Below are 19,120 nucleotides of genomic sequence, written 5' to 3' on the forward strand. Positions count from 1 at the left end.
CGCCACGCCCGCGGCGATGCGGGTGGCCACCGCGGCCTCATAGGTCGGTGCCAGTGCGGTCGCAGCATTCGCGACGGCGAACACGGCGAGCGCGCCGCCGGCCACGAGGCGCCGGTCGAACCGAGCGGTGAGACGGGCGAGCGGGACGCTCGTGACGATCACCGTCAGCGCCCAGACCGAGATGAGGAGCCCGACCCCCAGCGGGTCGGTCTGCAGGCCCTCGACCATCTCGGGGAGGAGCCCCGCGGGCAGGGACTCCGCCGTCACCGTGACGAAGACCGCGAAGCTCAGCAGCAGGAGCGCGCCGAACGGGAACCGCGGTGCGGCCATCGCTGTGGTCGGGACGGGCGCGGTCGACGTGGTCATCCTTCGAGCGTAGGGCGCTGCATCACCGGCCGGCGCGGCCATATCACGCCACGCGATTCGGGACAGCCCCGTCGCGGAGCCCGGCACCGCCCGTCAGGATGGAGTCATGTCCTACGCCACCGAACGCCGTTCCAACCCGACCGCCTGGGCTGCCTTCTGGGTCGGTCTCGCAGGCCTCATCCTCATGCCGATCCCGCTGTTCATCGGGTTCTTCGTCGGCGGCGGCCTGTCGATCGTCGCGGCGATCCTGGCCGTCATCGCCCTCTTCAAGGGACTCGCCCGCAGCGGCAAGGGCATCGGCCCGGTCGTCTTCGCCGCGATCTTCGTGCTGCTGACCTGGGGCGGCATCTCGATCGGCGGCGGCGTCATCTGGTGACGCGCCTCACCGTCGCAGCGTCTCGCGCGCCACGGTGAACGCCTCGACCGCGTCGAGGTCGACCTCGACACCGAGCCCCGGACCCGTCGGCACGCGCACGTGCCCGTCCTCCAGGACCACGGGTTCCGTCACGATGTCACGGTCGTAGAACCGAGCGGATGCCGAGACGTCGCCCGGCAGCGTGAACGCGGGGTGCGCGGCGAGCGCGGCGTTCGCGGCGCGGCCGATCCCGGTCTCGAGCATGCCGCCGCACCAGACCGGGATCCCGGCCGACGCGCAGAGGTCGGCGATGCGGAGCGCCTCGAGGTACCCGCCGACACGGCCCGCCTTGACGTTGATGACCGTCGTCGCGCCGAGCGCGAGCGCGTCGCGCGCGGCCTTCACCGAGGTGATCGACTCGTCGAGGCAGACGGGCGTCTTCAGCTGCTGCGCGAGTGCGGCGTGGTCGACGAGGTCGTCCTCCTGCAGCGGCTGCTCGATGAGCAGCAGGCCGAACCGGTCGAGCTGCGCGAGCGTGTCGGCGTCGGCGAGCGTGTAGGCGGAGTTCGCGTCCACCTGCAGCGGGATGTCGGGAAACGCTGTGCGGACGGCATCCGTCTCGGCGATGTCGCGGCCGGGTTTGATCTTGATCTTGATCCGCACGTATCCCTCGTCGAGGTATCCGCGGACGGTCTCGACGAGAGCCGCCGGATCCGATTGGATGCCGACGCTCACCCCTGAGGGGATCGTCGCCGCCGTCCCGCCGAGGTACGACGCGAACGAACGCCCCTCCCCGCGAAGGGCGGCGTCGAGCAGGGCGAGCTCGAGTCCCGCCTTCGCCATCCGGTGGCCGACGAACGATTCGAGAACACCCGCGACGTCCTCGGGCGCGAGCGTCCCGCGCTGCAGGAGCGCCGGGCCGAGCCAGCGCGTCGTGACGTCCCACGCGCCCTGCGTGTACTCGCTGGAGTACACCGGCGCACTCTGGGTGACGATCTCTCCCCATCCCTCGCCCGCGTCGGTCTTCGCACGCACGACGATGACCTCGCGGTCGGCCATGGTGCCGAACGACGTCGTGAACGGGGCGACGAGCGGGATCCGGAGCACCCGCAGCTCGATCTCCTCGAGACGGACGGACGCGGCGTGCTGGGTGAGCGGCATGGGGTCAGGTTACGGGCCATTGCTGCCTGGGTGCATCGACGGCGACGACTTCCTAGACTCGGGCGATGCCCCTCGCGACGACCACCTCCGGAAGCCTTCCCCGCTCGACCGCGCTGATCGAGGCGAACGCCGCGCGCGCGTTCGCCGACGACGGCTTCACCCTGCTGCCGAGTGCCGAGGCGGAGGAACTGACCGCGCGCGCCGTGGCCGACGTCGTCGAGCGCCAGCGCGCCGCGGGCATCACCCTCGTCGGCGACGGGGAGTTCGGCAAGGCGATGACGAACCCGGTCGACTACGGCGCCTGGTGGGGATACTCCTTCCAGCGGGTCGCGGGGCTGTCGCTCACCGAGGTCAACGCCTTCACCGAGCCTCCCGTCCTCTCCACCCCGGGGAACATCCGTCTCACGAGCTTCCTCGGTCGCCGCGACCGCCAGCGGTTCCCCGCGGTGTACGCCGAGGCCGTCGAGACCGGCCGCATCGCGTCGGCGTTCCCGACCACGACGGGTCCGATCTCCTACCGCGGCCACGACGCGGTGGCCGCCGACATCCGCAACCTCACTGCGGCGCTCCGCGACGGCGAGCGCGGCTTCCTCACGGCAATCGCCCCCGGGTCGGCCGCGCGCGTGCACAACGACTACTACGCGACCGAGCAGGAGCACATCGACGCGTGGGCCGACGCCCTCCGCGAGGAGTACCGGGCCATCACCGATGCGGGTCTCATCCTCCAGCTCGACGACCCGTCGTTGGCCGAGAACTTCGACCAGATCGACCCAGAGCCCTCGCTCGCCGACTACCAGGCGTTCACCCGCATCCGGATCGAGGCGATCAACCGGGCGATCGAGGGCCTCCCGAAGGAGCAGGTGCGCCTGCACCTGTGTTGGGGCTCATGGCACGGACCGCACACGACCGACGTCGAGCTGAAGGACATCCTCGACGTCGTCCTCGAGGCGAACGTCGGGTCGATCTCGTTCGAGGCCGGCAACGTCCGCCACGAGCACGAGTTCGCCGTCTGGGCCGATGCAGCGATCCCCGACGACCTCGTCCTCGTCCCGGGCGTCGTCAGCCACGCGACCAACGTCGTCGAGCACCCCGACCTCGTCGCGCAGCGCATCCGCCGCTACACCGACATCGTCGGCGCCGAGCGCGTCATCGCCTCGACCGACTGCGGCCTCGGGGGCCGCATCCACCCCGACATCGCATGGGCGAAGCTCGAGTCGCTCGGTGAAGGTGCGCGCCGGGCGGGCTGAACCAGTCAGCTTCGGACGAACAGGTAGCCCTCGCCGGTGCGGAAGCCGCCCACGGCGAGGCCGGCGTCGAGCTGCGCCCGGAACGCATCGCGGACCTCGCGGCGGAGGCGAGCCGCGGCATCCGGATCCTCCCGGCGGAGTGCCTCGATGTCGGTCGGGATCGCGACCGACGCGACCACATCGGATGCCTCGGGTGTCGGGACGGGCGACGCGAGGTGCCACGCCACGTGCAGCCGATCGCTCTCGTCGCCGCTGTTGATCGCGTCGCCCATGTCGCCATAGTGGTCGACGAGGTAGTCGGTGACCCGCGCGCCGAGGACCTCGAGGTTGAAGTGGGCGTTCCGGGCGATGAGCGGATCGAACGTCCACGTGATGGTGCCGACGTCGCGCGCGAACGCCCACTCGCGCTGGTGCGCCTTGAGCGCGCGGCCGATGCCCCGCGCCTGCGCCTCGGGCAGGACGCCCGTCACGTGCGAATGCATGCTGCGTGATGACGGCGGCCCGAAGAAGGCAGCGGATGCCGCGACCATGCGCTCGCCGTCGAAGACACCGACGACGTAGTTGCCCGAGTGCTCCAACGCGCGCAGCAGGTTCGGCGGCATCCCCCCATCCGGAGAACCCCAGACCGCCTCGAAGACGCCGCTCGCGGCGACCATCTCGTCGATCGTGTGCAGTTCGCGGATGTCGAGCGCGTCAGCCATCCCGCCACGCTACGCCGGTCAGCGCCGCCAGCGCTCGAGGGTCGGTCGGAGTCGCTCGAGCGCGCCGCGGACGAAGCCGGGGTTCTGGCGATACCACTCGAGGTGCGCCTCGCGGATCTCGGCCGGATCGACGAGATCCCCGTTCACCCGCCACACCGGCTCGGGCACGGCGTCGAGACCCCACGCGTCGATGACCCAGTCCTCGCGCGGCGCGTGGACGGCGTCCAGCAGGGGCCGGCCGGGATCGATCGCCGCGCCCGGTCGACCGAGGGCCTGCAGCACGCGGTCGCCGATCGCGAGGATCACAGGGTTTCCCGGATGGTTCACGGTGCGAACGAGGTCGAAGCCCGGCGCCGCGAACAGGTCCGAGACCCCGACGTCGAGCTGCTGCTCGCGTCGCGCGAGCTCGGCGATCGAGTCGGCTGCCTCGGCTCGGACGGCCTCGGCGCCCAGCGTGTCGCGAACGGGGATGCCGCCCGCCTCGGCGAGCGTGCGGACGTCGTGGTACGCGACGACCGGCGGATCCTCCTCCGTCCCCGGCACGTGCAGGACGGCCTGGAACGGGTAGAGGCCCGAGAAGCGGACGACCGGGAAGGTGACCGCGCGACCCGATGCGGGAAGGGATGCCGCGAGCTGCCGAGTCCCCAGCGGAAGGTCGTGATAATCGTCCTTCACCGGCTGCGCGATGAGCACCGAGGCGCCGGCGAGCACCTCGTGCAGGCGTGCCGCCTCGGCGGCATCCATTTCGTACACCGGAGGGACGCGCAGGAGCGTCAGGTCGTCGGAGTCGAGCACGAGGCGCACCGATTCGGCCTGGCAGTTGCCGACGACGACGCCGTAGTCCGTGCGGGGAAGGTCGCCGAAGAAGCCGGCGTAGTGGGCGCGGCGGGCGGTGAGCGCATCGTCGGTCATGCCTCGAGCGTCGCAGGCGCCGCTCGCCCCGGCCACCCGCTTGCGCGCGGGCACATGTCGGGCAAGGGCACGCGTACGACACCCCCGAGACCTAGGATCGTCGCCGTGCAGCTGAACGAGACACGCGCCTGGAACCGCTTCTACGCCGCCGGCACGCCGGTCGACATCGAACCCGTGACGGGGTCGCTCGTCGACCTGCTCGACGAACGCGTGCGTCAGTACGGCGAGCGCGATGCGATCGCGTTCTTCGGACGGGCGGTGACCTACGGCGAGCTCGGCTCGCGGGTCGCGCGCGTCGCCGAGGGGCTGCGGAAGCTCGGGATCGGCGCCGGTGACCGCGTCGCGTTGATCATGCCGAACGCCCCGCAGCACGTCATCGCGTTCTACGCCGTGCTTCGGCTCGGCGCGGTCGTCGTCGAGCACAACCCGCTCTACACGCGGGACGAGCTCGAGGTGCAGTTTCGCGACCACGGCGCCCGCACCGTCATCGCGTGGGACAAGGTCGCGCCGCTCGTGCAGTCGCTGCCGGCCGAGCTCGGCATCCGCCACGTCATCTCGGTCGACGTGACCACGGCGATGCCGCTGAAGACCCGGATGCTGCTGCGCCTGCCCGTCGCGAAGGCCCGGGAGTCGCGTGCCAAGCTGACGGCGGCCGCGCCCGGCACGATCCCGTTCACGCGGCTCGAGAGCTCCGCGCCCATCGCCGTGGGGCACCCCCGGCCGGGGCGCGACGACCTCGCCTGCCTGCAGTACACCTCGGGCACGACGGGCGACCCTAAGGGCGCCATGATCAGCCACGGCAATCTGTGGGCGAACGCCCGCATGGGCGCCGCGTGGATGCCGGAGTTCCGCCACGGCGAGGGCAGCATCTACGGGTTGCTGCCGATGTTCCACTCCTTCGGCCTGCTGCTGTCGATCATCTATTCCGTCGAGACCGGGTCGCGCGCCGTGCTGTTCCCCACGTTCGACCCCGAGCTGGTGGTGGATGCCGCGAAGCGGTTCCCGCCGACGTTCATCCCCGCCGTCCCACCGATGTTCGACCGGTTGGCCCGGGTCGCCCGCGACCGCGACCTCGACCTCAGCCGCGTCGTGTACTCCATCTCGGGGGCGATGACCCTGACCCCGGCCGTCGTCTCGCGCTGGGAGAAGCTCGCGGGCAGCATGCTCAACGAGGGGTACGGCCTCACCGAGACGAGCCCCATCGCCCTGGCCAACCCGTTCGACGAGTCGCGCCGCATCGGGGCCATCGGCATCCCGTTCCCCTCCACCGACATCAAGGTCGTCGACCCCGACGAGCCGACCCGCGAGGTCGCGCAGGGCGAGACCGGCGAGCTCCTCATCCACGGACCGCAGGTCTTCGCCGGGTATTGGAACCGCCCGAAGGAGACCGCCGCGACCCTCCTCGAGGGCGGCTGGGTGCGCACCGGCGACCTCGTGCAGCAGGACGCGGACGGCTTCGTCACGGTCGTCGACCGCAAGAAGGAGCTCATCATCACGGGCGGCTTCAACGTCGCGCCGTCCGAGGTCGAGCAGGTCGTGTCCGGAACGCCGGGCGTCGCCGAGACCGCGGTCGTCGGCATCCCCCGCGGCGGCGGCGCCGAGGTCGTCACGGCCGTCGTCGTCCTGGAGGACGGCGCGACGTTCGACGAGGCCGCCGCGCGCGAGCTCGCCCGCGAGCGCCTCGCAGAGTACAAGCGGCCGACGACCTACGTCGTCTGGGAGGAGCTGCCGAAGTCCCTCATCGGCAAGGTGCTCCGCCGCCGCGTCCGCGACACCCTGCTCGCGGACCGCCACGCCACCCGCGCCGCCGTCGACGAGGACTGATACACCCGCGGCCGACGCCGCACAACCTGGGTGCCCTGTCCAGGACCCGTGCCTAGCCTGGGACGAATGCGGAACGTACCTCCCGTCGACCTCCCGTCCTCCGACGACACCGCAGCGCGCGACACCCGATTCTTCGGTCAGCCGTTCGCGCTCGCGCACGTGTTCGGCGTCGAGATGTGGGAGCGCTTCAGCTTCTACGGCATGCAGGGCATCCTGCTGCTATACCTGTACTTCTCGGTCACCGACGGAGGTCTCGGCGTCGACCAGACGGTCGCGGCGAGCATCGTCGGCGCCTACGGCGGTGCGGTCTACCTCTCGACCGTCCTCGGGGCCTGGATCGCCGACCGCATCCTGGGCGCCGAACGCGTGCTGTTCCTCAGCGCGATCGTCATCATGGCGGGGCACATCGCCCTCGCACTGCTCCCCGGCTTCGCGGGCGTGACCGTCGGTCTGATCCTCGTCGCCTTCGGGTCGGGCGGGCTCAAGGCGACCGCCACGAGCGTCGTCGGCACCCTCTACGCCGCCGACGATTCCCGACGGGATGCCGGTTTCTCGCTGTTCTACCTCGGCATCAACCTCGGCGCGTTCGCCGGTCCCCTGCTGACCGGCTTGCTGCAGTCGACGCTCGGGTTCCACTGGGGCTTCGGGCTCGCCGCCCTCGGCATGGCGCTGGGCCTCACGCAGTACTCGTTCGGACGCCGGAGCCTGCCCGCCGAGGCACGCATCGTGCCGAACCCGCTGCCGCGCGGGCGCTACCCGCTGTTCGCAGGGATCGGCGTCGCCGCCGTCGTGATCATCGTCGTCCTGGTCCTGACCGGCGTCATCCGCGCCGACAACCTCGCGCTGATCGTGATCGGTGCGGTCATCGTCGCGGCGATCGCCTACTTCGCGGTGATCCTGCTGAGCCGGCAGATCACGGCGCAGGAGCGCAGTCGGGTGTGGGGCTTCCTGCCGCTGTTCCTCACCTCGGTCGTCTTCTGGTCGCTGTACCAGCAGCAGTTCACGGTGGTGACGCTGTACTCGGCCGAGCGTCTGGATCGGATCCTGTTCGGGTGGGAGATGCCGATCCCGTGGGTGCAGTCGATCAACCCGGTGTTCATCATCCTGCTCGCGGGCGTCTTCACCGCCGTCTGGTCGAAGCTCGGTTCGCGTCAGCCGTCGACGCCGGTGAAGTTCGCGCTCGGCGTCGCTGTCATGGGTGTCGCGTTCCTGCTCTTCCTGCCGTTCTCGGGCGGCGGGGCGAACTCGACGCCGCTGCTGGCGATCGTCGGCATCCTCTTCGTCTTCACGGTCGCCGAGCTGATGCTCTCGCCCGTCGGCCTGTCGGCGGCGACCAAGCTCGCGCCGGAACGTTTCCAGACGCAGATGGTCGCGCTCTTCTTCCTGTCGGTGTCGCTCGGCACCGCCGTCGCCGGCCAGCTCGCGACCCTCTACAACCCGGACAACGAGGTGCCCTACTTCGCGACACTCGGCGGGATCTCGATCGCGATGGGCGTGCTGCTGCTGGTGTGCGTGAAGCCCGTGCTGTCGCTCATGAAGGGCGTGCGCTGACGGATGCCGCGCGTCACGCGGTCGGCATCCGTCACCGCACAGGGCAGAATCGAGGGATGACTTCGCCCGTGTCGCAGCTCCACCCCGACCACGCCTGCCTCATCGTGCACGGCAAGGACAGCCCCGGCATCATCGCCGCGGTCTCGGCGATGATCACGCGGATCGGCGGCAACATCGTCCAGTTCGACCAGTACTCGGACGACCCCCGTGGCGGCGCCTACTTCCAGCGCGTCGTGTTCCACCGGCCCGGCTTCGCAGGTCAGCGCCCCGCGATCGAGACCGAGATCGCCGACACGCTCGCTCCGTTCGACCTGGAGTGGTCGCTCACCGATCAGTCGGTGCCCAAGCGCATGGCGATCCTGTCGTCGAAGCAGGACCACTGCCTGCTCGACCTGCTGTGGCGCAACCGCCGCGGCGAGCTGCCCATCACGGTGCCGATGGTCGTGTCGAACCACGCGACGTCGGCTGACGACGTCCGCTCGTTCGGGGTGCCGTTCTTCCACGTGCCGTCGACGCCGGGTCCCGACAAGTCGGCATCCGAGGCGAAGATCCTCGAGCTGCTCAAGGGCAACGTCGACTTCGTCGTGCTCGCCCGGTACATGCAGATCCTGTCGCCGCAGTTCCTCGCCGAGCTCGGCGTTCCGGTCATCAACATCCACCACTCGTTCCTGCCCGCCTTCATCGGCGCCGAGCCGTACCGCAAGGCGAAGGAGCGCGGCGTGAAGCTCATCGGCGCGACGAGCCACTACGTCACCGGCGACCTCGACGAGGGCCCGATCATCGAGCAGGACACGATCCGCGTGACCCACGCCGACACGACCGCCGAGCTCGTGCGACGCGGCGCCGACGTCGAGCGACAGGTGCTTTCCCGCGCGGTGCGCTGGCACGCCGAGGACCGCGTCATCCGGCATGGGAACCACACGATCGTCTTCTGACGCGGGGGCGCGGGGGCGCGGGTTCCGCGGGGCGTTCGAGGGACGCGAATAGTCGCTCGGGTCGAGTTCGGGCGACACGTAGCGTCCCCGGAACGCGATGAGGCCGCGATCCGGGGACGCGAACGGTCGTTGCGCTCCGTGCCAGGCGACAGATCGCGTCCCCGGAAACGGCTCGTCAGGCGACGGGCTGCTGCAGGTCGATGACCCAGCGCGAGCCGGGACCGTCGTAGGGCGTCTGCTCGTAGATCTCGCGTGCCGGGCCGTCGAACCGCAGCCCGCGGCGCTCGATCTCGGCGACGAGCGCCTGCCACGCGGCCTGGATGCCGCTGAGGTCGGCCGCGTCGAAGCGGGTGGAGACGGCACGCGGATGCCGCGGCACCACCGCGCGCGCGAGTCCATCGGGCACGGGCGCATCGCCGATCTGCTCCGCCGCCGCGGCGATCATGCCGTCGTCGACCGTCGTGTAGACGGCGACGCCCGGACCGACGCGCGTCGCACCCGACGCCTCGATCATCACGCCGACGCGCTCGAACATGCCGCCGATCTCCCCTTCGATCTGCGACATCTCGTCCACCTTCGCCGACAGCTGCACGATCGTCAGCTCGGGCAGCGCCCCCTCGGTGTACTCGGACATGGGATTCTCCTTCTCGATCGATCGGAGTCTCGTCTCGACTTCGTGCAGGCGCTGCCGGTCCGCATCGATCTGGGCCGCGAGCTCGACCCGCCGCTCGCGCAGGAGCACGGCGACCTCGCTCGACGACATCCCGTCGTCGAGCATGACGCCGACCTGCTCCAGCGTGAAGCCGAGGCCCTTCAGCGCGACCAGTCGATTGGCGCGGTCCAACTGCGACGCGGCGTAGGAGCGGTATCCCGAGAAGGGGTCCACTCGCTGCGGGCGCAGCAGACCGAGCTGGTCGTAGTGACGCAGCATCCGCACCGAGACGCCGGCGAGGCGGGCGAACTCTCCGATACTCAACATGGTGATCCCAGGCCACAGTCTGACACTGTGAGAGGGTCAAGCCCCGGCGGATTCAGCCGCCTGCGCCTCGTTTGTAATTGCGCTTTGAGCACCTCGCGCAGAGGCTGCCGCCAAAACCAATTTCTTTTGGAGCGGCGACGAACTGCCTGGCCGCGCAGAGCCGAAAACGATCGTTTTCGGCGGGACCGGAACCGTCGGCGCTTTAGAGGCGCCACAAACGATCACCGAAAACCCCTTACGGCAGGGATTTTCGGCGCATCGCTGCGAGGGGCGCGGTGTTGAATCCGACGCCGGCCCGCGAGACCTGTTCGGTGTCGCGGGCCTTCGCGTGCAGGTCAGCCGCGGTCGCGTGCCATTCCTGCTTCGGTGTTACGGGTGCCGACCGTGATGCCGTGCGGGGATGCGGCGTCGATGCGTTCGAGGTCGTTGGCGGTGAGTACGACGTCTGCGGCGGCGGCGTTCTCCTCGATGCGCGCGGCTTTGGCGGTGCCGGGGATCGGCACTGTGCCAGCCTGGATCAGCCACGCGAGCGCGAGCTGCGCCGTGGTGACGCCCTTTTCGTCGGCGATGACCTTGAGCGCTGCGACGACGCGGAGGTTCGCCTCGATGGCCTCGTCAGAGAACCGGGGGAGGTTGCGGCGGGCGTCGCCTTCAGGCAGGTCGTCTTTGCGGGTGACGGTTCCGGAGAGGAATCCGCGCCCGAGTGGGGAGAAGGGTACGAACCCGACGCCGAGCTCCGAGGCTGTGTCGAGGACGCCGTTGTGCTCGGCGTCGCGCTCGAAGAGGCTGTACTCGGACTGGATCGCTGTGATCGGGAACGTCGCATGCGCCCGACGAAGCGTCTCGGCCGAAGTCTCTGAGACGCCGATGTAGCGCACCTTGCCAGCAGCGACGGCTTCGCTCATCGCGCCGATGGTCTCCTCAATCGGCACTTTCGGGTCTGCACGGTGGAGGTACCAGAGGTCGACGTGGTCGGTACCGAGGTGCCCAAGGGACCGGTCGATCGCGCGGCGCGCGTGTTCTGGGGAGCCGTCGAGGCCGATTGGTTCGCCGTCGTCGGTGAAGTCCGTCGCGAACTTCGATGCAATGACCACACGCTCCCGGTCCGTGCCGAGGACGCGACCAAGGAGTCGCTCGTTCTCGAACGGCCCGTACGCCTCCGCTGTGTCGAACAGGGTGATCCCGAGGTCGAGCGCTCGACGGATGGCTTCGGTGGAGCCTGCTTCGGTGGCGCCGCCGTAGAAGGCGCTCATGCCCATGCATCCGAGCCCGAGCACGGAAGTCTGAAGGCCTTGGGAGCCGAGAGGGATCTGCTGCATGTGGTGTCCTTTCCTCGCCGGGGTGCCCCGGTCGAAGACAACCTTCCACACTGGTGTGCACACCATGTCAAGTGGCAGACTCAGTTCCATGCTGCTTCCCGAGGTCCACGTCGACGAGCCCGTCACGATCAGTGTCGCCGCAGACCTCCTCGGCATCACCGTCGACACCATCCGCTACTACGAGAAGGAAGGCATCGCGCCCGCGCCCGACCGTGGTCCGGACGGGTGGCGACGGTACGACACGGCCGCGTTGAGCTGGCTCGCCGGAACGGTGATGCTCCGCGGCACGGGGATGAGCGTGCAAGAGATGCGCGAATACGCGGCGGCGTACCGGGCCGGTGCTGATCATGCCGAGCGTCTTGCGCTCCTCGAACAACACCACTCGGCCGTCCTCGCCCGGCAGGCCGAGGTCCAGCGTCACTTGGCGGCGCTGGAGCGGAAGATCAAGGCGTACCGCCAGACCATCGTCGCGACGAGCGACAGCGCCCGACCGGCTGCCTGACGGCTCTGTCGGGTCAGCCGTCGGCTTGTGGGGGGCGCGATCAAGACACACGCATCGCTGCGAGAACGACGATCTCTGCGGAAGTGCCCACAGGGATGACTCCGCCGAAAACGATCGTTTTCGGCGGTGCACCCAAGACGCTGAACTCGGCGCACCGCAAACGGCACCCACTACTGAGTTTTGATAGACGTTTCTGGCGCGGCTGTGACAGTGCGGGCTGGTGAAAGCCGGGCAGCCGTGCCGCTCACCTTTTGCGACGAGCGAGGAGGAGCAGGCCCGCGTGAACGGCGGCGATGATCACACCGCCAACGATCAGAACCAGTCCCACTGCTGAGGATCCGAGAAGCAGGCCGATCAGCGCGAAGAGAACCCCCATCGCCAATCCGCCCCACCTCTGTGAATTGGTCACGGTCGGTGGCTTCCGGGAGTCGCCTGCGGCGCGTCACGCTGTTTCAGTCGCACGAAGAGAATGAACCCGGGAATGAGGGCGATCGCGCCCCCGGCGACGAGTAGCCATCCCCACGGGAGGTCGAACACGATCGCGAGGCCGAATCCCACGCCGACGCCTCCTCCTCCGATGAGGAGCAAGAGGATGACAGTTAACCGGAGGGCCATCGGACGATGATGGCAGGGATGCAGGCGCAGCGATACCCGAAGAACGCGCCTGCGGGAGTGGCCTGACGTGAAGATTTTGAGCGACGGCGAGCGGCCTCGTTCGGTCAACCGAAAACGATCGTTTCTGGCGATCGAGCCGCGATACCCTCGGCCACCCCTCCGTAAACGGGTCGCACAACTCAGTTTCGGCGAGGGGTTTCGGTAGGCAATCGCTCAGCTGACGTCGTCGGTTGCCGCCAGCTGGTCGCGCAGGGTCTTCCGCGCGCGAGACAGGCGCGCACGGACCGCGGTGGCGGGCTTGCCGAGCACCACGGCGACCTCCTCCTGACTGAGCCCATCCCAGTACACGAGGCGAACAATCTCTTGGTCGATGCGGGGCAAGCAGTTGATCAGGAACCGAACGTGCTCGTTCAGTTCCTCCGACGTTCCGTCATGGCCGTGCCGTGTCGCATCCTCGAGAAGGAGCGTGGCCCTCAGTCGTTCGCTCAGCGCCGTTCTACGGGTGCCGCCGCGACGGTATCTCGACAGGGTCTTGCGGGCGATGCCGAACAGCCACGCGCGCAACTGGTCAGGTGCGACGTCCCCTGTGCGCGTCGACTTCCATGCCGCGAGAAACGTGTCGCTCACGAGGTCGGCGGCATCCTCCGCCGGGACGTCGCGTCTGACGAAGAAGCCCAGGAGGCTACTGGCCTCGCGCCGAAATGCCTCGGTCAGGTCACCCGTCATCGCCGCGGGAACGGATCGCGTGGTCGGCGCGACGCTCAATGGAGTTCACCCGTGCAGTCGGTCTCCATCTGCGCGGCGCGCCAACTTCCTGCCGCCCAACCTTGCTTGTTCTCAACGTCCTGCACGATGAACGCGAACGCCGACTCATTGAGAGCACTCCGGCCGGGTTGCGGTTCCCACCCACCGTCGTGCTCGTCGCCGGGGAGCCAGAGAACGGAGCTGGGCAGGTCGGCGGTTGTGCCCTCCTTGTCTCCAGCGAGGACGAGCGCGTAGTTGTAGATGCGCTGCCCGAGGCCGTCGGCGTCGAAGTCATGCGTGTTGTAGTACTCGGTGACCTCAGCCAGGCGGGGCGAGAAGGCTGAGCTCTCGATGTGCGCTGTGCAAGACACGCTCTTGCCGGTGTCGGTCGTGTACTCGATCGAGATCGGAACATGCACGCGAGTCAACTGCTCCGCGATCACCGCGCCCGCTGTCAGGGCGGTGGCCGCGACGACAGCACCGGGAACGAGCCACAGCAGGCGCCGTCGGCTGCGGTGCCCACGGGCGGACGATCGCGCTTCGAGCACGAGCTCATCGAGCGCCGCCTCTGTGGCTACCGACGCCACAAACCTTGGGCCGCTACCTGCTAGGACCTCATCCACATCGTGCTTACTCACGGCCGCTCCGTCCGCTCCCTGACAACGGACCCTCCGGTGTCATATGGGAAATGCCCAGCACAGAACAAAGTGTGACAACCAACTCGCCGCAACTCTCGCCTTGACCCCAGGCCTGCCGAAAACGATCGTTTATGGCCGACCGTAGTTAGATGCTGCGGTTTGCGCTGTGAAGCCTGCTGCGTCAGGCGGTATCCCGGCCCCAGGTCGCTGCGGCCAAGATTGTCTTCGCCGTACTTGCACTCATCGGACTCGCGCTCCAGCTTTTCATCATCCCCGCGAACGTCGCCGGCCTCGCCGGCGCCTACGCGGAGGTCGCCAGCATCGCGCCGGTCATCATCGGGTGGGGCGTCTTCGTCATTGCCTGCGGTCAGGCAGCGCTCATCATCACGTGGCACTTGCTCGATCTTGTGCGGCGCGACAGCATCTTCACGACTGATGCCTTTCCGTGGGTGCGCGCGCTGACATGGTGCCCCGCCGCGATCGGGCTCGCCACCCTGGCGATGTTCGTTGTTTTCAACGCCGCTCACGTCACGCCGCCGGCGCTCATGCTCGGCACGCTCGCCGCGATCGGAGTCAGTGCCGCGGCGACGTTGATCGTTACGGTGCTGTTCGCGCTGTTCCGGCAGTCCGCCGCCATGCGATACGACCTCGCGGAGGTCGTCCGATGCCAATCGTCGTCGACATCGACCGGATCATGGGCGAGCGCGGAATGACTGTCGCCGAATTGTCCGCGGTGATAGGAATTACGCCAGCGAACCTTGCCGTGCTCAAGAACGGTCGCGCGAAGGCCGTTCGCTTCTCCACCCTTTCTGCGCTCTGTGAGGCGCTCGCCTGCCAGCCTGGTGACGTACTTCGACACGACAACGCCCCGGCCGAGTCCTAAGACCCAGTCGGGGCGTTGTCAGCGAGCGGTCCTTAGATGATGTTCGGGTTTATCCGCGTCCTGATGGACCTCGTCTCCAATGACGAAGACCGTTCGCTCCGCTCTATCCACTCGAGCAATCTACGCCGCTGACACACGCGTCGCGCAGTCCGCCGAAAACGATCGTTTTCGGCCGATTCGCTCTGGCGGATGCAGAATGCCCGCCGGAAAGGTGGGCCAAAAGCCGGTTTCGGCGAGCGTTTTCGGTGGGTGCGCCGTCATTGATTGCTGAGGTGAATCGGTGGCCGGTGGGAGATGTCTTTCGGCTTGTGCGCGGGCGACTGCATCGGCCCGAGACCGCGAACGGTCGAACCGTTGTCGGCATCGGGTTCGATCATGATGCCGGTGATGGATGCCGGTGCGACCCGGATGTAGTCCCACTTCTTGGAGGGTTCGAACGATGCGAGCCTGCGAACTCCGGACCCTCGGATCTCAAGTTCTTCGTCCTCAAGGAGTGTGGCGTTCCCTCGGATAACGACGCTCCATCGTGCGTCGCCTGCGGCGTCGATGCTGTCAACTTCGAACGCGACGGCGGGGTTCCGGAGAATGCTGGCGGTTTTGGATCCGTATACCGACTGCATGTACAGGCGTCTGTAGTGGACCAGGTAATTGATGGGGAAGAGATCCGGTCGCCCGGTTTCGTCTAGGACGGCCAAGCGGCCGAGGGTCTCGGTGTCAAGAAGTGCCCAGCATTCAGCACTGTCGAGGTGTCGAATGTGCCGATACCTATTCAGCATCGCGGTTCCTTTGATGGGGGGGGGATGGTGGGTGGCGTACCGCAGCTGCGCGCCACCCACCCCGCTCCCCATGCGGTCTAGGCAGACCTGGTCTCCGTCGGGGGCGCGGTGACCAGGTCTGCGGAGTGGTAAGTGAAGACGAGCCGGGCAGGGACGGTGCCGGCGAGTACTTCGTCGACGGACGTGTTGACGTCTCGGAGGTCTCGCGTTTCGGTGATGACGCGTGTGCGGCCGGCTGCGTGGAGCCCGAAGACCTCGATCAGGTCTTGTCGTGTGCCGACGATCGAACCGATGATGCTGATTCCTTTGAGGACGGTGTCGAAGACGGGGAGGGTCACTTCGCCATCGGCGGGGAGGGAGACGAGAACCAGTCGACCGCCTCTGTTGAGCGCGTCAAAGGCTTGTCGGATCACGGGTGGGGCGACAGCCAGGATCACGGCGACGTCTGCGCCGCCCAGGGCTCGGATCGCCGCTGAAGGGTTGGTCTCGTAGGCGTTGACCGTGTGGTCGGCACCGAGCTCTGCGGCAAGGCGCAGCTTGTCTTCTGTTACGTCGACGGCGATGACTTCGGCTCCAACCAGGCGCGCGTACTGGACGGCGAGGTGGCCGAGTCCGCCGACCCCGAAGACGGCGACTCTCTCGCCGGGAGTGATGTGGGCGTTCTTGATCGCGGCGTAGGTCGTGACACCGGCGCACGTCAGGGGCGCGGCATCGACGGGGGTGATGCCGTCCGGGACGGGTACGGCGAATCGGGCGTCTGCAAGCATGTACTCCTGGTAGCCGCCGTCGACGCCGTACCCGTTGTTGTATTGGCGCTCGCACAGGTTCTCGCGTCCGTCGATGCAGTAGCGGCACTCTCCGCAGGCGTGCGCGAGCCAGGGCATCGCGACGCGTTGGCCGACGGTGCGTGTGGCGACGCCTTCGCCGATTGCCTCGATGATGCCGACGCCTTCGTGTCCCGGAACGAGGGGGAGGGTGGGCTTGACCGGCCAGTCGCCTCGCATGGCGTGGATGTCGGTGTGGCACAGACCGCACGCCTCGAGGCGGACGAGAACCTGCCCCGGCCCAGGCCGAGGAATATCGCGCTCCTCTACTTTCGCGAATGTTCCAAGCGTGGTGACGACGGCTGCGCGCATCGCGTTTCCCTCCTAGTGAACCTTTCGTGAAGCTTCTCCCGAGGGCTGCGGTGAGTGTGGGTCTAAGGTCCCGCCGCACCGGAGGGTGGCGGAGAGCCAGTACTCGCAGTACCGTTCGGGCGGAGGCGAGGTGTCGAGGATGCGTGATGGGCAACTGCCGGTGGGCTCGTGACGTCTTCGGACGCGGGATCTCGTGAGCCCGAGCCTCCTGGGGAGGGGGGTCGACCGGGGTCGCTTCTGAGTGCGGTCACGACCGTTGTCGGTGAGATAGAGCTGGTCGCTGTTCTTCGGCGGGTCGTCGAAGCCGCCGTTGAGCTTGTGGGGGCCGAGTACGGTGCGCTCGGCGTCATCTCGGGCGACAGGCATGGTCTCGACCAATTCATACATGTCGGTGTTCCCCCGGAGCTCGCCGCGCAGATCGGGCATCTCCCTCGCGGTCATGGTCTGCTCGGTGCGGTCATCTCTGAGGCCCAGGCGATACGCCTGGAACATCTCGGTGCGGACCCGCGATCGGCCGGCTTTCCTCCACATCACCCGGCGATGCAGTCTTTCCTTGGGGCGCCCATCCGCATTGGTGGGGAGGTCTTCGGCAACCTGTATCTGACGAATGCCCGAGGCGGCTCGTTCACAAGCCGCGACGAAAGCCTGCTGGAAGCTCTCGCATCAACGGCAGGGCTCGTCATCGCCAACTCTCGACTGTTCGAAGAGACTCGGACCCGCGCCGCCTGGACACACGCCGCTGCGGAGCTCTCCCGCGCCATCCTCACCACTCCTCGTGAGCAGGTGTTTGATCTAATCGCCGGTCGGGTGCGCGAACTTGAGCCGTTGTCCCTCACCGCTGTTCTCGTGCCCGCTGAAGGGGGCGGGGCTTTCCATGTCGCGGCAGTGCGCGGTGACGGCGAGCGGACTCTTCTTGGCCGTGAGTTCCTCTACGCCCAAACGACGGTGGCCGCGGCGCTCGAGGGAGAGCTTCTTCGCCGCGGTCCCGGCCGTGCATCAGGTGACCCGTTGTTGCAGACGCACCTCGACGAGGCTGGCCCGGCGATAGCTGCGCCGTTGGTCGTGAAGGGGATGCCTGTGGCGGCAGTTGTCATCTCGCGGCCCCCGACGTCGCCGGAATACCGTCGAATCGATCTTGACGTTCTTGAGGGTCTTTGCTCACAGGCTGCTGTCGCGGTCGAACTCGCTCAGGCACGTCGGGATCAGCAGCGCGCCGTCGTTGCTGAGGAGCGCGCACGTATCGCGCGCGATCTGCATGACCACGTCATTCAGCAGCTGTTTGGCGCGGGGCTGACCATCCAGTCCATCTTCTCGACGGAGACACAGGGGCGTCACGGCGGTCGTGGGCAGGAAGTGGTCGCGCAGATCGACGACGCGATCCGCCAGATTCGCACCGTCATCTTCGCCCTGTCGTCCTCCGACGCATCATCTGTTCGGCACAAGCTCATCGATATCGTCGCCGAGGCGGCAGGCCAACGGGAGCGGGCCCCCTCGGTCCGCTTCTCCGGTCCCGTGGACAGCTTGCTCGCCGGGCCTGTGGGCGATGACGTTGTCGCTGTTGCCCGAGAACTCATCTCCAACAGCGTCCGTCACGCCCAAGCTGACTCCATCGAGCTGCACGTCGCTGTCAAAGACGAGGCTGTCACGGTCCGTGTCGCGGATGACGGAGCGGGTATCAGGTCCGATCGGCGAAGCGGTCTGCGCAACCTTCGCGATCGCGCTGCTCGGAGGGGCGGTGACCTGCAGATCGCGTCATCGAATCCGGGGACGGTCGTCACCTGGCAGGTGCCGTTGATAGAGCTCGGTGGTGAGTCGTGACAATCGGAGTGTTCCTCGTCGACGATCACGAAATGGTTCGGCGAGGGTTGGCCGACATCATCAATCAAGCTGATGACATGCTGGTTGTCGGCGAGGCGGGCACGATCAGACAGGCCGAAGCCCGTATCTCTGCAACCGGTCCAGACGTCGCCGTCCTGGACATGCGCCTGCCCGATGGCAATGGCATCGACCTGTGCAGGCGGATCCGGTCGGCCTCTCCCGAGGTCGCATGTCTCATCCTCACTGCATACGACGACGACGCGGCCGCGCACGCGGCAGTGCTTGCCGGGGCCGCCGGATACATCCTGAAGAACGTCAGCGGGATCACGCTTCTCCACGACATCCGCGCGGTGCACGCGGGCGACTCGGTTCGAACGGAGTCGGCGTCCCGCTTCGCGGCCGCGCGGGTGCGGGCCGCCGCGGAGGACCCCCGACTCGGGTCGCTGGGCTTACGGGAGAAGCAGATCCTGAGGTTGATCGCCGACGGACTCACGAACAGGCAGATCGCGGACGCGTTGGGGCTGGCGGAGAAGACAGTGAAGAACTACATCTCATCCCTCTTCGTGAAGCTCGGAGTAGCGAGTCGGACACAAGCGGCGATCTTTCAGTTCGCGCATCCTGACTGATTCATTCTTGGGGGACCTTCTTCCCGCGCACC

General features: G+C 67.9%; 20 protein-coding genes and 1 pseudogene. 10 read left to right on the forward strand and 11 right to left on the reverse strand.

The features are described 5' to 3' along the window. Window positions 1-15: 15 nt before the first annotated feature. A pseudogene (locus tag QE428_RS14690) lies at window positions 16-408 on the reverse strand (MFS transporter); the annotation flags it as partial. Window positions 409-472: 64 nt separating this feature from the next. On the opposite strand from QE428_RS14690, the gene QE428_RS03495 reads away from it, so the two are divergent. Beyond that, a complete protein-coding gene (locus QE428_RS03495; protein WP_091357074.1) occupies window positions 473-742 on the forward strand; it encodes a hypothetical protein in 270 nt (89 codons plus the stop codon). A gap of 6 nt (window positions 743-748) precedes the next feature. Here the strand turns inward: QE428_RS03495 and menC are convergent, their stop codons facing one another. Further along, entirely contained in the window at window positions 749-1,882 is a 1,134-nt protein-coding gene (menC, locus tag QE428_RS03500) for an o-succinylbenzoate synthase (protein ID WP_307463081.1), read from the reverse strand. A 65-nt stretch (window positions 1,883-1,947) separates the two neighbouring features. Between menC and QE428_RS03505 the strand changes: the two genes are divergently transcribed. Then, window positions 1,948-3,129, forward strand: coding sequence for a cobalamin-independent methionine synthase II family protein (locus QE428_RS03505; RefSeq protein ID WP_091357081.1), 1,182 nt, complete (start codon window positions 1,948-1,950; stop codon window positions 3,127-3,129). A 5-nt stretch (window positions 3,130-3,134) separates the two neighbouring features. Here the strand turns inward: QE428_RS03505 and QE428_RS03510 are convergent, their stop codons facing one another. Together QE428_RS03510 and QE428_RS03515 are read right to left on the reverse strand one after the other, a co-directional pair. Beyond that, window positions 3,135-3,830: a GNAT family N-acetyltransferase gene (locus QE428_RS03510; protein ID WP_091357085.1), complete on the reverse strand. Its 696-nt coding sequence runs from the start codon at window positions 3,828-3,830 to the stop codon at window positions 3,135-3,137. A gap of 18 nt (window positions 3,831-3,848) precedes the next feature. Next, the gene (locus QE428_RS03515) at window positions 3,849-4,742 is read right to left on the reverse strand and encodes a WcbI family polysaccharide biosynthesis putative acetyltransferase (protein WP_091357088.1); all 894 of its coding nucleotides are present in this window, start codon (window positions 4,740-4,742) and stop codon (window positions 3,849-3,851) included. Between the two features lie 105 nt (window positions 4,743-4,847). Between QE428_RS03515 and QE428_RS03520 the strand changes: the two genes are divergently transcribed. The 3 genes from QE428_RS03520 to purU all read left to right on the forward strand — a co-directional run bounded on the left by QE428_RS03520 (window position 4,848) and on the right by purU (window position 9,052). Continuing rightward, complete coding sequence (locus QE428_RS03520) at window positions 4,848-6,566, forward strand: long-chain-fatty-acid--CoA ligase (RefSeq protein ID WP_307463085.1); 1,719 nt, start codon at window positions 4,848-4,850, stop codon at window positions 6,564-6,566. A gap of 66 nt (window positions 6,567-6,632) precedes the next feature. Continuing rightward, window positions 6,633-8,117, forward strand: coding sequence for a peptide MFS transporter (locus QE428_RS03525; RefSeq protein WP_307463087.1), 1,485 nt, complete (start codon window positions 6,633-6,635; stop codon window positions 8,115-8,117). A 56-nt stretch (window positions 8,118-8,173) separates the two neighbouring features. Continuing rightward, window positions 8,174-9,052, forward strand: a complete 879-nt coding sequence (gene purU / locus QE428_RS03530) for a formyltetrahydrofolate deformylase (RefSeq protein ID WP_307463092.1) — start codon at window positions 8,174-8,176, stop codon at window positions 9,050-9,052. 175 nt (window positions 9,053-9,227) lie between these two features. Here purU and QE428_RS03535 read toward each other — a convergent pair whose 3' ends face one another. Then, complete coding sequence (locus QE428_RS03535) at window positions 9,228-10,031, reverse strand: MerR family transcriptional regulator (RefSeq protein WP_307463094.1); 804 nt, start codon at window positions 10,029-10,031, stop codon at window positions 9,228-9,230. A gap of 335 nt (window positions 10,032-10,366) precedes the next feature. Continuing rightward, complete coding sequence (locus QE428_RS03540) at window positions 10,367-11,350, reverse strand: aldo/keto reductase (protein WP_055939215.1); 984 nt, start codon at window positions 11,348-11,350, stop codon at window positions 10,367-10,369. A gap of 88 nt (window positions 11,351-11,438) precedes the next feature. Between QE428_RS03540 and QE428_RS03545 the strand changes: the two genes are divergently transcribed. Further along, window positions 11,439-11,852, forward strand: a complete 414-nt coding sequence (locus QE428_RS03545; RefSeq protein WP_055939212.1) for a MerR family transcriptional regulator — start codon at window positions 11,439-11,441, stop codon at window positions 11,850-11,852. 405 nt (window positions 11,853-12,257) lie between these two features. On the opposite strand, the gene QE428_RS03550 is transcribed toward QE428_RS03545, so the two are convergent. From QE428_RS03550 to QE428_RS03560, 3 genes are all read right to left on the reverse strand, one after another. Further along, on the reverse strand, window positions 12,258-12,467 hold the full coding sequence (locus tag QE428_RS03550) for a hypothetical protein (protein WP_307463099.1): 210 nt from the start codon (window positions 12,465-12,467) through the stop codon (window positions 12,258-12,260). Window positions 12,468-12,680: 213 nt separating this feature from the next. Further along, the gene (locus QE428_RS03555; protein ID WP_307463102.1) at window positions 12,681-13,193 is read right to left on the reverse strand and encodes an RNA polymerase sigma factor; all 513 of its coding nucleotides are present in this window, start codon (window positions 13,191-13,193) and stop codon (window positions 12,681-12,683) included. A 35-nt stretch (window positions 13,194-13,228) separates the two neighbouring features. After that, window positions 13,229-13,798 carry a hypothetical protein gene (locus QE428_RS03560; RefSeq protein ID WP_307463105.1) on the reverse strand — a complete coding sequence of 190 codons (570 nt, stop codon included), beginning with the start codon at window positions 13,796-13,798 and terminating at the stop codon, window positions 13,229-13,231. Between the two features lie 320 nt (window positions 13,799-14,118). Here QE428_RS03560 and QE428_RS03565 point away from each other — a divergent pair, with 320 nt between their 5' ends. Beyond that, the gene (locus QE428_RS03565; protein ID WP_307470615.1) at window positions 14,119-14,562 is read left to right on the forward strand and encodes a DUF2975 domain-containing protein; all 444 of its coding nucleotides are present in this window, start codon (window positions 14,119-14,121) and stop codon (window positions 14,560-14,562) included. Continuing rightward, window positions 14,514-14,732 (forward strand): helix-turn-helix domain-containing protein, encoded by a 219-nt coding sequence (locus QE428_RS03570; RefSeq protein ID WP_373457691.1) that lies wholly within the window; start codon window positions 14,514-14,516, stop codon window positions 14,730-14,732. The genes QE428_RS03565 and QE428_RS03570 overlap by 49 nt, the downstream gene beginning before the upstream one ends. A gap of 257 nt (window positions 14,733-14,989) precedes the next feature. Here the strand turns inward: QE428_RS03570 and QE428_RS03575 are convergent, their stop codons facing one another. After that, window positions 14,990-15,508 carry a pyridoxamine 5'-phosphate oxidase family protein gene (locus QE428_RS03575; protein ID WP_307463110.1) on the reverse strand — a complete coding sequence of 173 codons (519 nt, stop codon included), beginning with the start codon at window positions 15,506-15,508 and terminating at the stop codon, window positions 14,990-14,992. Window positions 15,509-15,585: 77 nt separating this feature from the next. Beyond that, window positions 15,586-16,644: a zinc-dependent alcohol dehydrogenase gene (locus tag QE428_RS03580; RefSeq protein ID WP_307463113.1), complete on the reverse strand. Its 1,059-nt coding sequence runs from the start codon at window positions 16,642-16,644 to the stop codon at window positions 15,586-15,588. A 168-nt stretch (window positions 16,645-16,812) separates the two neighbouring features. Here QE428_RS03580 and QE428_RS03585 point away from each other — a divergent pair, with 168 nt between their 5' ends. After that, window positions 16,813-18,462 (forward strand): GAF domain-containing protein, encoded by a 1,650-nt coding sequence (locus QE428_RS03585; protein WP_307463115.1) that lies wholly within the window; start codon window positions 16,813-16,815, stop codon window positions 18,460-18,462. 8 nt (window positions 18,463-18,470) lie between these two features. Further along, window positions 18,471-19,088 carry a response regulator transcription factor gene (locus QE428_RS03590; protein ID WP_307463117.1) on the forward strand — a complete coding sequence of 206 codons (618 nt, stop codon included), beginning with the start codon at window positions 18,471-18,473 and terminating at the stop codon, window positions 19,086-19,088. Window positions 19,089-19,120: the final 32 nt, after the last annotated feature.

It is taken from the genome of Microbacterium sp. SORGH_AS_0505, from assembly GCF_030818715.1.
Classification (GTDB): Bacteria; Actinomycetota; Actinomycetes; order Actinomycetales; family Microbacteriaceae; genus Microbacterium.

Excerpts from the sequence above, each read along its gene's own strand:
- QE428_RS03495 (WP_091357074.1), top strand. The coding sequence starts at position 473 with ATGTCCTACGCCACCGAACGCCGTTCCAACCCGACCGCCTGGGCTGCC.
- menC (WP_307463081.1), bottom strand. The coding sequence starts at position 1,882 with ATGCCGCTCACCCAGCACGCCGCGTCCGTCCGTCTCGAGGAGATCGAG.
- QE428_RS03505 (WP_091357081.1), top strand. The coding sequence starts at position 1,948 with ATGCCCCTCGCGACGACCACCTCCGGAAGCCTTCCCCGCTCGACCGCG.
- QE428_RS03510 (WP_091357085.1), bottom strand. The coding sequence starts at position 3,830 with ATGGCTGACGCGCTCGACATCCGCGAACTGCACACGATCGACGAGATG.
- QE428_RS03515 (WP_091357088.1), bottom strand. The coding sequence starts at position 4,742 with ATGACCGACGATGCGCTCACCGCCCGCCGCGCCCACTACGCCGGCTTC.
- QE428_RS03525 (WP_307463087.1), top strand. The coding sequence starts at position 6,633 with ATGCGGAACGTACCTCCCGTCGACCTCCCGTCCTCCGACGACACCGCA.
- purU (WP_307463092.1), top strand. The coding sequence starts at position 8,174 with ATGACTTCGCCCGTGTCGCAGCTCCACCCCGACCACGCCTGCCTCATC.
- QE428_RS03535 (WP_307463094.1), bottom strand. The coding sequence starts at position 10,031 with ATGTTGAGTATCGGAGAGTTCGCCCGCCTCGCCGGCGTCTCGGTGCGG.
- QE428_RS03540 (WP_055939215.1), bottom strand. The coding sequence starts at position 11,350 with ATGCAGCAGATCCCTCTCGGCTCCCAAGGCCTTCAGACTTCCGTGCTC.
- QE428_RS03545 (WP_055939212.1), top strand. The coding sequence starts at position 11,439 with ATGCTGCTTCCCGAGGTCCACGTCGACGAGCCCGTCACGATCAGTGTC.
- QE428_RS03550 (WP_307463099.1), bottom strand. The coding sequence starts at position 12,467 with ATGGCCCTCCGGTTAACTGTCATCCTCTTGCTCCTCATCGGAGGAGGA.
- QE428_RS03555 (WP_307463102.1), bottom strand. The coding sequence starts at position 13,193 with ATGACGGGTGACCTGACCGAGGCATTTCGGCGCGAGGCCAGTAGCCTC.
- QE428_RS03570 (WP_373457691.1), top strand. The coding sequence starts at position 14,514 with ATGCCAATCGTCGTCGACATCGACCGGATCATGGGCGAGCGCGGAATG.
- QE428_RS03575 (WP_307463110.1), bottom strand. The coding sequence starts at position 15,508 with ATGCTGAATAGGTATCGGCACATTCGACACCTCGACAGTGCTGAATGC.
- QE428_RS03580 (WP_307463113.1), bottom strand. The coding sequence starts at position 16,644 with ATGCGCGCAGCCGTCGTCACCACGCTTGGAACATTCGCGAAAGTAGAG.